A 15,682-nucleotide genomic window follows, 5' to 3' on the forward strand; every position below is an offset into this window, starting at 1 on the left:
GCGTCAGGCCTTGAGCGGGAAGACCGGGGCGACCTGGCGGTAGCTGTCCGGCAGAATCACCTTGATGTCGCCGCCTGAGACTTGCGTGAGCAGCGGCTGTGCGCCCGTGTTCTGACCGTTCACGAATTTCGTCGGGCCGTAGGGCATCAGGTGATCTTTGAACGTGCTTGCCGAGAGCGCTGCGGTGATCGCGGCGCGATCGACCGATTTGGCGTGCTCGATGGCGTCGGCCAGCAGCATCATCGCCGTGTACGTCATGAAGACTTCGTAGCTGAAGAATGCGCCCTTGGCTTCCGTGCGCTTCTTGAGCGAGGCCACGCGGGCATCTTTCGGATTGAACCAGTGGTTGCAATCGATGATGCCGTCGGCAATGTCAGGGAATTCCTTCAAGAACTTGTAGCTCGATGCGGCACCGCCCAGCACCGAGTAAATCGCTTTCGGGCGGATTTTCTGTTGCTTCATCGCGCGCAGCAGCAGCGCGTACTCGTTGTAGTAGTTCGCCGGAATCACGATGTCCGGGTTCACCGAGCGCATACGCAGCACGATGTTGTTGAAGTCGCGCGTCGGGTTGGCGTGCTTGATGACCTCTTTGACTTCGAAGCCACGTGCCGGCAGTTCCTTTTGCAGCAAAGCCGCCGTGCCCGTGCCGAAGAGCGACTCTTCGTGCACGATCATCACGGTTTTGGCGGGCTTGCCAGCGGCGTCGTTGAGCGCCGCCAGGTCGTCGACCGCGCGCATCGAGCACATGCGATATCCCGGGCCGAAGCGGAACGTATTCGTGAGACCGCGCTCGACGATCTGATCGGCGACGCCCACATCCACCACGTGCGGCAGGCCGTATTTCGCCGCCGTTTGCGTCGTCGCGAGACAAATGGCCGACGCGTACGCGCCGACGATCGCCGAGACGCCCGCTTCGTTCATCTTCTCCACTTCGGCCGACCCGGCTTCCGGACGCGACTGTGCGTCGCCGAGCACGGCTTCGATCGGCGCGCCGCCGAGCGACTTGATGCCACCGGCGGCGTTGATATCTTCGATGGCGAGCAACGCACCGAGGCGGCACTGCTGGCCCGAATAGGCGAGCGCACCGGTGACCGGGTGCAGCACGCCGATCTTGATCGGCTTACCGGCGGCGCGCGCGGCCCAAGGCGCGGTGGTGGCGGCGGCAAGCGCGGCCAGGGCGGTGGACTGACGCAGGAACGTGCGACGCGAACTCATGGACGATTCTCCGGGCTTAACAAGGGTCGGCAAGGGTCAGCAGGGGAAAGCAAGGGCAAGCAGTGAATCAGTGGAATTGCGCGGATAGTTCTTCGCTGACCCAGACCTTGGCGTCGATGTCGCCAACGCGCGAGAGCTGAAGCTGGTACTGGTAGCGATCGGGGCGATACAGGCCTTGCAGCAGTTGCACCGGGCGGTCGGCAACGTCGCGCACGAGGCGCGTGACCGCGAGCAACGCGGAGCCGACGGCAATGTCGAGATGGCGCGCTACGACGGCATCGGCCAGACGCGCAGAAATGGTTTGGGTCGCGCCGCCGAGCTCGACACCGGCCTCTTCGAGGAGCATGAGCAGCGGCTTGCGCTCGAGTTCTTCGCGATTGATTTGGGCAATGCCCTCGGGCACGTGCGTCGTGATGTACGAGAGCGGTCCGGCCTGCGTGCTGCGCACACGAATGCTCTTGTAGACCGGCGCGCCTGGGGCGAGCGCGAGGGCGTCGGCCACGGCGTCGCTGGCCCCGACCAGTGACGATTCCAGCACCGACACGGTGGTGCGCAAACCCATATTGACGATGTTCTCGAGCAGGCCCGTGAGGTGTGCCTTTTCGCGCGAGATGCCTGCCATGGCACCGCCGGTGCGTTGCCCGGCATGCAAGGGCCAGGTGCCTAGCCCCGGGCGCCGGATCACGAGTCCGTCAGCCACGAGCATTTCCATGGCCTTGCGAATCGTGATGCGTGCGACACCGAACTGATCGGCCAGAAGATGTTCGCCCGGCACACCGTCCCGGTCGAAACGCCCCTCCTGCAATTGTTCGCGCAGCACGAGGTAGATCTGGTGGTACTTCGGAAGCGGTAGTGGGGTATCCATGCGGCGATTCTGGAAGTGTCATAATGTCCGGTCAATAGAACAAATGGACAGACAAAATGTCCTATCGGGAAAACACCTAAGCTATTTCGGAATCTCTACGCGAACGCGGCAAACGCAGGCACAGCAAGGGGTTTCATCATGCGGCGCAGCATTTTCGATGCTGCGCCGCATGCGTTTTCTGGGCCATCAGAAGCGATGACGCAGCCCGACGTAATAGCTCATCTGGTTGTCGTAGCCGTTGAGCTTCACCCCGTTACCGCCGGTCCAGTTCGTCGTTGTCGTGCCGAAGAGGCCGGACCAGCCGCCGTCGACCCGCTCATACGCTGTCGCGAAGTACACGTCGGTGCGTTTCGAGAAGAAGTAGTCGACCACCCCGTAGACCGTCTGGCGTTTGCCGCTGAAGTTCACGGCGCTCGTGTTGTCCTGCATGTACGCCACGATGAATTGCCACGATGGATTGAGCAGATAGCTCGCCCCGAGCGTGAAGAATTGATCGCGACGCGCGGCGGAGAACACCGAGCCGATGGCAGCGACAGTCGTGGGCGTGGCCGCGGTACTCATGTTGGTGATCGAGGCGTAGTCGACGCCGCCGTTGGTGACGTCGAAGCCCGGATCGCGTTGGCTTTGCAGATAATCAGCGTGGAATTTCCACTGGCCGTAGCTCACCTTTGCGCCGAGCGACCAGGTTTTCGCCGTGCGGCTTTGCGAGTCGTGCGTTTGCTGCAACTGGCCGGTGAAGACATTGCCGTTCTGCTCCCACGACAGACCGCCCGATGCCGACGAGCGCGCCGAGGCCTGCCCTGCGATGCCGCCTAGCGCGTATTGCAGGTTCACGCCGAAGGGGCCGAATTTCTTCGTCCAGGTCAGTGCGTTGTTGAAGCGCTGGCCGGTGAGATAGACGAGCCACGAGTTGGTGGGCGGCGCGCCGATGAAAATCGGATCGACCATCGAGATGGCGACGACTGCGCCGGTGTATTGGCGTCCCAGTGCGACTTCGCCCCACACGCCTTGCAAGGCGACGAACGCCTGACGGCCGAACAGTTGCCCTTGTTGATCGAAGGTACCGGCCTGTGAGTTGAAGCCGTTTTCGAGCACGAAGCGCGCCTTCGTTCCGCCGCCGAGGTCTTCGATGCCTTGTAGGCCGAAACGGCTTGCCGACAGGAAGCCTTCGCCGGCTTGGTTGACCGAGACGACACGGCCGCCTGTCGGGCTGGCGTGATTTTGTGACACGATGGCGGCTTCGATCACCCCGTAGAGCGTGACGCTCGATTGGGCGAAGGCGGGTGCTGCGGATGTCGCGAGAAGCAGTGCGGCGCTGGCGAGCGGCAGCGTTTTGCGTGTGATGTGCGTCATGAGGCTTGGCGTCTTTCTTTTGTTGAAGAAAACAGTGCCCCACGACGCCGTGCGTCAGCCGTCACCGAAAGCCATCATCGCTCGGTGGCAGGCAAACGTCAGGGCGCACGAGGCCGCGCCGTGCGCGAATAACGCACGTCGATCGGCAAGGGGCGGTGTAGGTGTCCGCACACTCACATGAGAGAGAGCGATCGATTGATCGCGGTGTGAAATGTGCGACGGAGAGTGGCGGCTTATTCGCGCAGGACGCGATACGTCGCGCGCCGGAAGGCGGACGCTTTCATGAGCGGGTTCGGTCGAGTCATCATGGCCCCGACTCTAGGAGCGCCAATTTGTAGCGTCAATGGAACAAATGGCGCGCGCAGTTGTTCTATCGGGAAATTCCCGAGGTCAGTGTTGCAGGAGAAACATCATGGAGCATCGCGTTAAGACAACGCCCGGTGCGACGTTGCGACGGTGGCGCGTCTTGCGTCGGATGAAGCAGGCACACGCGGCCGAGTGGCTCGGCGTGTCGCAATCGACGGTATCGCGCTGGGAGGCGGGGACGCTGCCGGTGACGAGCGAGGCACTCGCGCGCATCGAAGCGTTGTATGCGGCACGGCTAGATTCGGCGGCGGACAGTGCGTTGCAGCGCTTGGTCACACATGATTCGCGTGCGGTGCATCTCGTGTGCGATCACACGCATCGTCTGCTCGCGTGTTCCGCGTCGCGTGCGGCGGAGTTTTCGTCGCCGTTATCGGTGTTGATGGGCGTCTCGTTGTGGCCCTTTGCTACCGAGGCGATCGTGGCACGCGAAGCGTCGTTGCGCGATGCCGGATGGTATGAGCAGCGTGCGCCGTCGATTGAATTCGATACGGGGAGCAACGACTCGTCAGCGGTGCCGATTCGCGCAAGCCGCTGCCGATGGACGCGCATCATGCTTGGCGATGGCACCGTCGCACGGCTAGTCGAGACACTGTGATGTCGCGGTGCATGCGCTATGCATAATTTATGCGTGGCACTCGCGGATTACCCACCGTAAGCTGCCAAGTCGGTAGCGAATTGAACGAATGGTGGCTGACATGACACGTGAACAGATCGAAGACAGGCTCAACTTTTTGCGCACGTGCGAGCGGTTGAAAGATGTGTTGCGCAGTGGATATACGGCGTCGGGACGCCGGGAAAGTACGGCCGAGCATAGTTGGCGGCTGAGTCTAATGGCGCTGGTGTTTATGGATCAGTTGGGCGAGGTCGACCGCGCGAAGGTACTGGCGCTATGTCTGGTGCACGATCTGGGCGAGGCGCTGGGTGGCGATGTCCCAGCACCGGCGCAGATGGCGAGTGTCGGCAAAGACGACATCGAGCGCCGTGATCTGCTGACGATATGCGAACCGCTCGATGCGCAGATGCGCGATCAAATCGTGGGCTGGTGGGATGAGTATGCGCAAGCCGCAACGCCCGAAGCTCGCGCGGTAAAGGCGCTCGATAAGCTCGAGACGATGCTGCAACACACGCAGGGCAAGAATCCGCCGGACTTCGACTACACGTTCAACTTGTCGTATGGCAGGCGGTACACGGACGCGTCACCGATATTCAGCGCAATTCGCGAGCCGATCGATGAAGCGACGCGTGCGCGGGCTACGCAAGCGGCAAAAGACACCTAGCCAGGCAAAATCCCGCGCATCGCACATCACCCACGGCGTGAAATAGCTTTTTGATATACTCTTGCGCTCGCGAGACCCGTATCTCGCCCTCCCTGTAGTTCAATGGATAGAACGAGTGCCTCCTAAGCGCTAGATACAGGTTCGATTCCTGTCGGGGGGACCAGTCACATAAGGCGCTCAGCGTTCGGGCAGACGTCCGACGGCCCACTTCCCATCGCAAAGTCGTTCCTCCCCCAGCCAGTCCCTCACGATTCCGTTGCGGCGAATTGTGTCCGCGAGACGCGATAGGCTGACAACTTCGCAAGTAATACCCCTAGCAAGGCCACGACTGCCGTGAGGATTACGCTGTCTAGTTCGACAGTCAGCGGAAATGTCCCGGGTTGACTGGTGTTGACGTACACGGTGACGAGTAGGAACCGACAAGCCAGAAACAGCGCCGTGGATAGCAAAACCGTTGCGGCATTGCGGCAAGCCGACGTGATGTCCCAGCGAATGACCATTCCCAGCAGAAGCGCGGGGAATGAAAGAAACGCGAGCACCGCAGCAGTCGTTAGCAGTCCGACCTGGCTAGCAAAGCGATCCTTCAGGATCAAGGCTGTGTTCACGGCACAAAAAGCAAACGTGGCGCCTGCGACGAAATTGCGTAACGAGAACGATCGGTTTGCATCTCGCGGACGGCCGAAATAGGCACGCGCCGACGGTGTAAAGAAAAGCAATGCAATAAGTGCCGCACCCATGAGCAAGGTGAGTGCGTACAAATAGACGCCCTGGGCACTCTGCGTGGGAATAGTGAACGCCGCCGTCGCGACAACCATCGCCGCGAGCAACCACCGCGCCCATTTTTTACCCAGAACAAGGCCTATTCCAACGACGACGGTAACCGGCAACAGAATGGCCAAGTAAGTCCATTGCGTGTGCACCGAGAATGGGGAACCGATATACAACGGGATTCGATTGGTATAAGAACCGTCGAACGCCTTGAGGATGTGTAACGCGCTCAGCAATTGAACGTATGCGATGCCAGTAACGATGGACGGCCGGTGCATTGTATTTTTTGTGCGGTTTGGACGGTTGATTGTATGAGATGACGAATTCACCGTCATCCGCATACGACCGGTTAACCGATGCGCTTCACTCGACCGTCACTAACCGCGGGATGTGGCCGACGATTAGTTAGCCAATGTTCGATACGCCCGCGTTTTCGGACTTCCGACGTCGACGGGTTGTGAGCATCCTGCCAATTCGGGACGGGAACAACGTCCGTTCTGGCACGCCTCTTGATAGGTGACACGTCTCGCCGTGAGATCCGGGCCTTCGATCACGTAAGCGCTTTTGTCAGTCCACGCCCCCGCCTTCGCCCTATCGCTTCCCCACAGCAGACAAGTCCCCGTCTGACCGTTCTCCGTGCATCGCCATGCCGTAATGATTGCCGTACGGCCATTGCAGATGCCACCCGCCGCGTAAGCCTGCGTCGCACCTGACGCCATCATCAAAACGCCTGCAACCCCTGCCATTGCCATCCAGCCGTTGACTCGCCGTGCCATTCTGTCGCGCTCCTAATTTCCATGTCGGTGACATTCCCCCGGGGGACATTCGAGCGCTTTGATGAGCACTTCATTTATCGCTGCTTTCGCACCCTTCTTTTACTTATCTTGCAGATCGAGCGTTCGCAAAGACTAACAAATTCACTGTTGCGCATTTATTAATGTCGGCAAATTAGTGTGCATCGCAACAACGCACACACAAGCAAACACCCCGCAAACCCTTGCCAGCATTGGTGCCCACCAGCATCGAATTATCGAATAATGGATTACCCTTAATCCTTTCTTAATACCCAGGAACAAGTGCCCTAACCCATTCGCAATCCCTGTGATTTTCAATAGGATTGCCACCTATTTCCACGTGTCAGCATGCGGCAGCGACACTGACTCGTATAACGACGACGTCTCCCGCGATGTCGCCTACCGTTTTGACTTAAGCATCGCTCGTACTGACACGACAAATATTTTGCCCGCAGGCAAACGAATCGGGCGTCTCGGCAAAGGCTCGCGACCATGGGGTAGTACGCGCTCCCCTATCATTTCTTACGAGCCTGCCAGGCCTTATGCAGGCATCACGCTGCCGCCGTCGCCCGCCGCCTGGCATCCGACGCGGCTCCTTCGCCGCATTGCCCATTCTCGATGCCGGGATTCGCATGACGAAGCCTTCGCCACGCACATCATCGACCTGCCCACTCACGGCAGAGAACACCCCGCCCTCCGACACCAGCCAAACGATCGCCCACGCATGGGCACAGGTCGGTGCCGCGCTCAGCCCGTACCCTGACTGCCCGTTGCCGAGCTGGACAGGCGGCGGCGATACGCTGCACCAGCATCTGATCGTGATCGCCAGCGCGCATGAGGCTGACATCGTGGGCCATTTACGCCATCTGGAGACGGCAGCCGCCCGGTTCGGCAAAGTGGGGTTCGTGGGACCCGCCAGCGTGCGACGGCTCGTGGAATGGTCGCTGGGAGACCGCGTCGTAGTGCTCTCTCGCATGCCGCGCGATGTTTCCGACTGGGATCTGCGCTGCACGCTCGGCGGGCTGGCTCGCGCGCTCGGGCCGCACGCGGCCGCGGCGCACGCCGGTATGCCCCATCTGCGCGTGGCCGCAACGAGCGCGCGGCATTGGCGCGACCGATTGGCGGCTTCGGCACAGCACGGGCTTTGCGTCGGCATTGCATGGCCGGGCGCTTCGGGGCTCGCATCGGTGACGCCGCTACTCTGCGTGCCGGGGGTGTCTTGGGTGCCGCTCGGTGCCCACGCTCACATGAGCGCCGACCCGACGCCTGCGTCGTGCATCGACTGGATCGATTGGCGTGCAGACTGCGACGACCTCGCGGATGAAGCCGCACTCGTCGACAATCTCGATCTCGTGATTTCGTTGGATATTGCCCGCACCCACCTTGCAGGCGGGCTGGGCGTGCCGGTTTGGCACGTGGATATTGCGGCACAACCGGCTGTCGCCGGGTATGCCCAGATGCGCTTATTCTGCGCGGCGGCACGCAACGACTGGCACGGTGCCGTCGAGGCGGCGGCGCAAGCGTTGCACTCGCTATCCGCCGAATTTCAAGGCTGGTCGAGGTAGACCGAAGGTCTGCCGACCAGCCCTGCCGCCCAAGCCGCCTATATCGCTTATGCCGTCCAGCGATCGCCGACCTGTGCCGTCTTTACCCACGCCATGAAGGCCGTGGCTTCCGGAGTATCGGCCGGTGCCGACCAGCTCGCATAGTCCGCTTCGACAAACGGTCGGTACGGGCCGTGCTTCGCCTCGAAAATCACAGCACCCGGGTCCAGCGAAAGCACCGTGTGATGCACGTTGATCGGCGACTCGATCACGAGCGTGTCTTCGCCGAGCACCTTGCGGTCGGTAACGGCACCGGCCTCATCGAACGTCAGCACGACAAAGCGGCCGCGCAACGCGGTAAGCAATTCCCACGTGTGGCGATGCAAATGCGGACGAATATAAGTCGCCGGCTCCATGGCAATGGCCAGGCGCTGAATCGGATCTTCCAGCGTGTCGTGCAGATTCTGGTTCATGCGCAAACGCGGCGACTGCTCGGCTTGCTGGGTCAGCGCGTCGAGCGCTTCGGTAGACAACGTTTTCATATCGGAATCGTGGGGAAATATCGCGCTTATTGAAAGTTGCACGGGTTGCAAGGGTTTCGGTGCGCTGAGGGGCAAAGTGTATCAAACCACCGTTGCAAACCGCGGTTTCAGGCCACCCATAAAAAAACCCGCCTTGCGGCGGGTTTTTCAACTTCGCACTCCTTTGCGCCAAGGTGGCGCAACGGCATGCTTAGTACATCTTCTTCTTCAGGGTCTGGCTGCGCAGACGCTTACGCAGACGGGCCACGGCAGCAGCCTTCTTGCGCTTGCGCTCAGCCGTCGGCTTTTCGTAAGCCGCACGTGCCTTAACTTCCTTGATCAGGCCCGTGCCATCGATGGCGCGGCGGAAACGACGCAGTGCGACTTCAACGGGTTCACCGTCTTTGATAACGATCTTGGTCATGCAATAACTCGTATAGTGAATCGGCTCAGAGAGCCGGAATATTAACTACCGCGCAAAGATACCCTTCACCGCCCTGCCGGAGATTCCTCCTGCCAGGCGCGACGAACGGACTTGCCACGGACTGCACTACACCACATCTGGCGGGACCGCGACTCACCTCCTCGGCGATCTCCCGATTGGCATTTGATGTCCAAATTCGCTGCGAGCACCATTGCGCTTGCCTCGAACCGCACACCCCGCCTTCCAGACTGGCTGAATGGGTTGACTGATGGTGAAACCGCGCGCTTCGTTCGTCACTGAGCGCGATTTCCCCGCGATGCCCAAAATTTGGACAAGGTCGGGATTATACACACAAAGTGCGTGAATTGCACCCGTTTTGCGGCCCCACGAGACAAATGGGCTCCGGCGGCTGGCGACGGAGCCCATTCAGGCGGGGAAAGGCGGGAAAAACGCGGCGAAGCAGAACAAACAGTCTCATCGCCCCGCCGTCTCCCTTCAGGCCAAAACCGGCCTCAGCCTTTGATGCTTAGAACTTGTGACGCAGGCCAGCGGTAACAGCGATTTGCGACTGTGCGCCGGTGCCCGTCGGGCCGCCCACGTTGTCGATCGCTGCCACGATGGCGTCGCCCGTCGCGCGCTGATAGACCGCGGCGATGTACGTTTCCGTGCGCTTGCTGAACGAGTACACGCCACCGGCGTTGACTTGGAACCAACGCGGCTTCGTGCCCTTCGTGATGCCGGTCAGGGCGGTGGCACCGCTCACGCTGCCGTCGCTGTACACGAACGCCAGGCCGCCCAACAGGTTCGGCGTGATCTGGTACTTGCCGTTCAGTTCGAACGTGTTCACGCGAATCGACGACTGGTTGACGTAGTTGACCTTGGCGTAGCTGTACACGAAGCCGACGGTCGCTGCCTGGATCTGGTACGACACACCTGCCGCTGCGATGTCGTGCTTGTCGACGGCGCTGGTGTAGAAGATGTCGGTTGCGCTCGAGTAGTCGTTGGTCACGGCGCCGTTGCCGTTGGCCGTGCCCGGGCCAGCCAGGTGCATGTAGCCCGCAGCTGCCATCAACGGACCATTGGCGTACGAAGCGCCCAAGCTCCAGGCGTTGTTGTTCGCGAAGCCCGTGCCGTTACCCGTGTTCGGTTGGTTGCTGAAGCCGTACAGTGCGCCGAACGAGAACCCGTTGTAGTTCACGCTCGTGTACTTGACCGAGTTGTTCACGCGGAACGAGTTGTACAGGTTGTCGATATCGCCGACGTGGGCACCGTATTGCGTGGCCCACTGTTTAGCCGACGTGAGCGGGCTCACGTAGTCGACCACGGAGTCGTACTGACGACCGATCGTGACCGTACCGGCTTGCGTGCTTGCCAGACCGACATACGCTTGACGGCCGAACATACGGCTGTTTTGCGACATCGTGCCGTTGGTCAGGCTGAAGCCGTTTTCCAACACGAACACAGCCTTCAAGCCGCCACCCAGATCTTCCGAACCCTTCAGGCCCCAGCGGTTGCCCTGACCGATGCCGCTCACTGCCTGGATGTTGTGCGCGCCCTTGACGTTAGCACCCACGCCGCTGGCGACATTGTTCACGTAGCCAATGCCGGCGTCGATCACACCGTAGAGCGTCACGTTGCTTTGGGCCATCGCCGGAGCGGCCACTGCGAAGCTGGCGAGGGCCAGTGCCGTAAGTTGGAAGCGCTTCATTCTTATCCTCTTTGATAATGATTTTTAGAATTCTTGTCCGCTGTGCGGATCTCTCCTGCCGTTGACGGCTGCCACGTGCCCCGTGACACGGATTGCTGCAACCGCATATGCAATGGAGTACTCACCAAATAACTTGCGGTGCTTTCCTTATGAGGGACAAGCACCGCCGGTCATTCGCAAGCGGGTGCATTCTGACACGAGAAAGCCGCGTTTCGCACGCAAGTGGTGCGATTGCAACACTCGTAATTCACGACATATGCGAACTGATTCACATTGCTTCGGTGAGCGTGATATCCGCTATTCGGATGATCGAATGAGGCGTTGCAAGTGGGTGTAGCGTGACGATAACGTGCGCGATGTCGTGCGCGATCACGGCGCTAGAAAAACGAAAACGGCGCGTCGCCAGTGAGGCGCGCGCCGTTTATTTGGAGCAGCGATTTAACGCAGTGTTGAGCGCGACTGAATCTGAAATTCGTGCGTCGTGCGCTTCGGTTTCAGTCGAAACCGCAAACCGACCGTTTAGGCCGCGCCGCTCGTCGAAGCGGTTTTGACTGCCTTGGGGGCTTTCGCAGGCTTAGCGGCTTTCACGGGTTTGGCAGGCTTAGCAGGTTTCGCCAGCTTGGCGGGCTTGGCGGCCTTCGGCGCCTTATCCGACGACTTCGCGGGCAACTTCGCGGACGACTTAGCGGACTTCACCGACTTCGTCGCGGCCGACACGACCTTGGCTTTGGCGGCGGCGTTGCGCGCTGCGGCAGCGAGTTCAAGGTCAATGGTGTGCTTGAGGCCAGCGATGACGGGTTCTGCGAGATCGTCTGCAAAGTGATCGAACCAGCGCTTCGCTTGCAGGAGCTTTTTGCCGCCGAGGCGTTGCTTGTGGCCTTCGTCATCCGCCAGCACTTTGGCGGACAGGCGCGCACGGCCTTTCGAGAGCCGCTCGAGAACGGTGATGATGGTGAACCCGCGATGCGACGTCTTCTGCTCGGCAGACATACTGGCCTCCTGATGTGTTCGCCTGAGGGCGAGCCCGGATCGGATAAATGCCACGACTACGTTCACGTGGATGGAAGGATCGTATCACGCCGAAAACGACGCGATATCAGTGACCTTGCCGAGCAAAGCTTCAGTGGGAAAACACAGGAGCGCGCAGTAGAACGCGGGAAAGCGATATGCGAGACGCGTACAAACGAAAAACGCCCCAATAGGGGCGTCTCGCAAACCGCTTGTACAGCAGGGAATTTCTGGTCGGAGCGATAGGATTCGAACCTACGACCCTCTGATCCCAAATCAGATGCGCTACCAGGCTGCGCTACGCTCCGACGAAGAGGGCGAATTGTAGAGGGTTCTTGGCGCTGCGTCAAATAGACGCGCACATTCTGCGTGTTTTCCTGCCAAGGGCTGGCACAATGCCCTTGCTGCGACCTGCGTATTCCCCTGCCGCTTCCCCCTCACGCTCACGTCGCATCAGTCTCGCCGACGGTCACGCCGCCGCCACGAAAACCCGCCATAGTGGGAGGTTCAACATGTCCGAACCCGTGTCGATGAACCTGATTCTCTGGCGTCACGCCGACGCCGAAAACCTGCCCGCCACCCTCGCCCTCAGCGCACAAGCCGACCTCGCCCGCGAACTCACCGAGCGTGGACGCAAACAAGCCGAAAAATCCGCCCAGTGGCTGCGCGCCCGGCTGCCCGAAGACACCCTCATCCTCTCCAGCCCCGCCGTACGCGCCGTCCAAACCGCTCAGGCACTCACCCCCAGCCCGCGTATCGTGCGCGATCTCGCCCCCGGCGCCAACGCCATGACGCTGCTCGGCGCCATCGACTGGCCCGGCACCGCTCAGAACGTTGTGATCGTCGGCCACCAACCCGCCCTCGGCCAACTCGCCAGCTTGCTCCTGAGCGGCCAGGAAGCCTACTGGACGATCAAGAAATCCGGCATCTGGTGGCTCGCCTCGCGACGCCGCGAAGACGAAAGTCAGGTCGTCGTGCGCGCCGTCATCAATCCCGATTTGCTTTGATTTCAACTGCGTCCGATTGCCGCATGAAAGCCCGTGAAATGGCCTATCCACGGCCTTCCGCTTGGGACCTGCTGCGTGACAACTCGCGTTTTGTCATAGAATTGTCGCCTCCCGTTCACGGAATCGACATTGATGCTTTTTAAAGTACGTCGCAACGCGACCGTCACAAAAAGGGCCTTTATGCGCGACCTGCCGAACCCCACCATGCCGCTCTCTTCGCTGACCCCTCCGTCGCGGAGGCGTCTTCCTCGCCCTGAAACACCTGTCAAACCGAATCTGGCAGTGGCGTGGGCACGCGACGAAAGCGAACTTCGGGAAGCCCAACGCCTGAGATATCAGGTCTTCGCCGAAGAAATGGGCGCATCGGTCAAAGGCCCGGCAGGCCTGGACGTCGACGAATACGACCAATACTGCGATCACCTGCTCGTACGCGATCAGGATTCGCTCAAGGTTGTCGGCACCTACCGCGTATTGCCCCCCGACCAGGCCAAGCGCCTCGGCCGTCTTTACTCCGAGGGCGAATTCGACCTCTCGCGTCTCGACCATCTGCGCCCCAAGATGCTCGAAACCGGTCGCTCGTGCGTGCACCACGACTACCGCAACGGCGCCGTCATCATGGCCCTCTGGAGCGGTCTCGCAGAGTACATGGTGCGCAACGGCCTCGAGACGATGCTCGGCTGCGCCAGCGTGCCCATGGCCGACGGCGGTCACTACGCCGCAAGCCTCTATCGCAAACTGCAAGACAGCGAAGGCGCCATGGCCCCGGCGGAATACCACGCCGTACCGCGTATCGCATTGCCGATCAACGAGTTGCAATCGGGCCTCGATGTCGAGCCGCCCGCGCTGGTCAAAGGCTACCTGCGCCTCGGCGCCCGCATCTGCGGCGCACCGGCCTGGGACCCCGACTTCAACACCGCAGACTTTCTGACGATGTTCCGCCTATCCGACATGAACCCGCGCTACGCGCGCCACTTCCTCGGCCCGGAACTGCTCAGCAAACTCAAAAGCGCCTAAAAAAAGCGCCTGATAAGGCCAACACATCCCCCCAACCGATTCAGCCCCCTTCAAAAAGGGACAAAAAAAAGCCCGGCAACTGCCGGGCTTTTTTACTGGGACGAACGAAAGGCGTTTCAGGAATCCAGACGCCAGCGTGGCTTCAAGCCTACACGCCAGCGTGGCTTCAAGCGTAAACCACCTTGTAGCGTTGCCCGATCTTCTCCCACTCCTGCGCTTCACGCTGCAAACTGTAATCCGTCAGCGGGTTGGCATCGATCCACGTACGCGGCACCGATACCTCAAAGCCGTCGTCCAGGCGATTGACCTCGATACGCTCAGGCAAAGCATCGATACGGCGGCGACAAAACAACACCGCCAATCGCAGACAGAACAGCAACTGCCAATCGACCTGCTGCGCCTGCGATGCCAGCTTGCCCAACTTGCCCACGTGGCCCAGCAGCAACTCGGCAAGACGCGCCTGATCGGGCCGCGAGAACCCAGGCATGTCGGCGTTGCTGCCGATGTAGGCGGAATGCTTGTGATACGCGCTGTGCGAAATCGACAGCCCCATCTCGTGCAGCGACGACGCCCAGCTGAGCAGCGCTTCGTCCTCCTCACGCCCATCGTCTTCGCCTGCCGCTTCCGCCACCACCGGCAACTGCCGATACAGCGCGATCGCCAGATGCCCGACACGCTCCGCCTGCGCCCGATCCACGCCATAACGGCGTACAAACTGCTCGACCGTCACCGCACGCATATCCTGATGCTGTGTGCGCCCCAGCAAGTCGTACATCACGCCCAATCGCAGCGCGGCATCGGTGGTCTCCATGTGATCGACTTCAAGCTCATTGAAGACCGACAACATGATCGACAAACCACCCGGCAGCACCGGAATGCGGTCCTGCTTCAACCCGGCCAACTTCAATCGATTGGCGTTCTCGGCCTTGATGAGCGCCCGCTTGAGCCGCTCGAGGCCGCCGCGCGTGAGACCGTGCACCCCGCCGTCATTGAAGCCGTTGGCCTCCAGCAATTCGGCCAGCGCACGGGCCGTGCCCGACGAGCCGATCGCCTGCGACCACCCGGCCTCCCGAAACGCGGCGGAAATGATCTGAATTTCGCGGCGCGCAGCAAGCTCGGCCTGCTTCATCGCATATTCGTCGACATTGCCGCTCGGAAAGAACTGCCGGCTGTGACTGACGCAGCCGATATACAGACTCTCCATAATCAGCGGTTCGTAGTCCTGACCGATAATGAATTCCGTCGAACCGCCGCCGATATCCACGACGAGCCGATTGCCCGGACACGTCGGCACCGAATGCGCCGCTCCCGCATAAATCAGGCGTGCTTCTTCGCGCCCGGCAATCACTTCGATGGGAAACCCGAGCGCGCGCTGCGCTTCACCGAGAAAATCTTGCGCGTTCTTCGCGACGCGCAGCGTGTTGGTCGCCACCGCGCGCACTTGATCGGGATGAAAGCCCCGCAGCCGCTCGCCAAAGCGCTTGAGCACGTCCCAGCCGCGTTGCTGCGATGGGTGATCGAGGTACTTTTCCGCATTCAGGCCAGCCGCGAGGCGCACCGGTTCGCGCAGCGCATCGACCTGATAGATCTGCGTGCCGGCAGAGGTTTCCTCTACCCGGCCGATGATCAGGCGAAAACTGTTCGAGCCGAGATCGACGGCCGCTAATAAAGGCGAGGGGGTACTCATGTGGGGGTGCGCCTAGGCGATGAGGGTCGAAATACGCTTTGTTGCACACGAAAAGCGTGACGCGCACTCGACAGATAAATGACGAATACGTTACAAAGTGAATATGACACGTCGTTGACAAATGTGAATGT

At 60.7% G+C, this 15,682-nt stretch carries 14 protein-coding genes and 2 tRNA genes; 6 read left to right on the top strand and 10 right to left on the bottom strand.

Translation table 11 applies throughout. The features are described 5' to 3' along the window. Nucleotides 1-3: 3 nt before the first annotated feature. From PPN31114_RS20475 to PPN31114_RS20485, 3 genes are all read right to left on the bottom strand, one after another. Nucleotides 4-1,215: an ABC transporter substrate-binding protein gene (locus tag PPN31114_RS20475; RefSeq protein ID WP_150681365.1), complete on the bottom strand. Its 1,212-nt coding sequence runs from the start codon at nt 1,213-1,215 to the stop codon at nt 4-6. A 67-nt stretch (nt 1,216-1,282) separates the two neighbouring features. Further along, entirely contained in the window at nt 1,283-2,080 is a 798-nt protein-coding gene (locus tag PPN31114_RS20480) for a GntR family transcriptional regulator (protein WP_150681366.1), read from the bottom strand. A gap of 186 nt (nt 2,081-2,266) precedes the next feature. Then, complete coding sequence (locus PPN31114_RS20485; RefSeq protein WP_150681367.1) at nt 2,267-3,433, bottom strand: porin; 1,167 nt, start codon at nt 3,431-3,433, stop codon at nt 2,267-2,269. Between the two features lie 412 nt (nt 3,434-3,845). Between PPN31114_RS20485 and PPN31114_RS20490 the strand changes: the two genes are divergently transcribed. The 3 genes from PPN31114_RS20490 (at nt 3,846) to PPN31114_RS20500 (ending at nt 5,239) form a co-directional block, all read left to right on the top strand. After that, nucleotides 3,846-4,394 (top strand): helix-turn-helix domain-containing protein, encoded by a 549-nt coding sequence (locus PPN31114_RS20490; protein ID WP_150681368.1) that lies wholly within the window; start codon nt 3,846-3,848, stop codon nt 4,392-4,394. Between the two features lie 100 nt (nt 4,395-4,494). Then, a complete protein-coding gene (locus PPN31114_RS20495; protein WP_150681369.1) occupies nt 4,495-5,076 on the top strand; it encodes an HD domain-containing protein in 582 nt (193 codons plus the stop codon). 88 nt (nt 5,077-5,164) lie between these two features. Beyond that, nucleotides 5,165-5,239: transfer RNA gene (locus PPN31114_RS20500), tRNA-Arg, on the top strand. 82 nt (nt 5,240-5,321) lie between these two features. Here the strand turns inward: PPN31114_RS20500 and PPN31114_RS20505 are convergent. After that, a complete protein-coding gene (locus PPN31114_RS20505) occupies nt 5,322-6,122 on the bottom strand; it encodes a hypothetical protein (protein WP_150681370.1) in 801 nt (266 codons plus the stop codon). Nucleotides 6,123-7,270: 1,148 nt separating this feature from the next. On the opposite strand from PPN31114_RS20505, the gene PPN31114_RS20510 reads away from it, so the two are divergent. After that, nucleotides 7,271-8,203 carry a glycosyltransferase family 9 protein gene (locus tag PPN31114_RS20510; protein WP_150681371.1) on the top strand — a complete coding sequence of 311 codons (933 nt, stop codon included), beginning with the start codon at nt 7,271-7,273 and terminating at the stop codon, nt 8,201-8,203. A gap of 47 nt (nt 8,204-8,250) precedes the next feature. On the opposite strand, the gene PPN31114_RS20515 is transcribed toward PPN31114_RS20510, so the two are convergent. From PPN31114_RS20515 to PPN31114_RS20535, 5 genes are all read right to left on the bottom strand, one after another. After that, nucleotides 8,251-8,724, bottom strand: a complete 474-nt coding sequence (locus PPN31114_RS20515; protein ID WP_150681372.1) for a WbuC family cupin fold metalloprotein — start codon at nt 8,722-8,724, stop codon at nt 8,251-8,253. Between the two features lie 190 nt (nt 8,725-8,914). Further along, nucleotides 8,915-9,127 (bottom strand): 30S ribosomal protein S21, encoded by a 213-nt coding sequence (gene rpsU, locus PPN31114_RS20520; protein WP_010806331.1) that lies wholly within the window; start codon nt 9,125-9,127, stop codon nt 8,915-8,917. Between the two features lie 526 nt (nt 9,128-9,653). Beyond that, complete coding sequence (locus tag PPN31114_RS20525) at nt 9,654-10,835, bottom strand: porin (protein ID WP_150681373.1); 1,182 nt, start codon at nt 10,833-10,835, stop codon at nt 9,654-9,656. 519 nt (nt 10,836-11,354) lie between these two features. Continuing rightward, complete coding sequence (locus PPN31114_RS26220; RefSeq protein WP_174988289.1) at nt 11,355-11,825, bottom strand: hypothetical protein; 471 nt, start codon at nt 11,823-11,825, stop codon at nt 11,355-11,357. A 249-nt stretch (nt 11,826-12,074) separates the two neighbouring features. After that, a tRNA-Pro gene (locus tag PPN31114_RS20535) sits at nt 12,075-12,151 on the bottom strand. 222 nt (nt 12,152-12,373) lie between these two features. On the opposite strand from PPN31114_RS20535, the gene PPN31114_RS20540 reads away from it, so the two are divergent. Both PPN31114_RS20540 and PPN31114_RS20545 read left to right on the top strand, forming a co-directional pair. Then, entirely contained in the window at nt 12,374-12,850 is a 477-nt protein-coding gene (locus tag PPN31114_RS20540; RefSeq protein ID WP_150681736.1) for a SixA phosphatase family protein, read from the top strand. Nucleotides 12,851-13,030: 180 nt separating this feature from the next. Next, nucleotides 13,031-13,864: a GNAT family N-acetyltransferase gene (locus tag PPN31114_RS20545; RefSeq protein ID WP_150681374.1), complete on the top strand. Its 834-nt coding sequence runs from the start codon at nt 13,031-13,033 to the stop codon at nt 13,862-13,864. A gap of 166 nt (nt 13,865-14,030) precedes the next feature. On the opposite strand, the gene ppx is transcribed toward PPN31114_RS20545, so the two are convergent. Then, nucleotides 14,031-15,551 (bottom strand): exopolyphosphatase, encoded by a 1,521-nt coding sequence (gene ppx, locus PPN31114_RS20550; protein WP_150681375.1) that lies wholly within the window; start codon nt 15,549-15,551, stop codon nt 14,031-14,033. Between the last annotated feature and the right edge of the window lie 131 nt (nt 15,552-15,682).

Source organism: Pandoraea pneumonica (assembly GCF_902459645.1).
Lineage (GTDB): Bacteria > Pseudomonadota > Gammaproteobacteria > Burkholderiales > Burkholderiaceae > Pandoraea > Pandoraea pneumonica.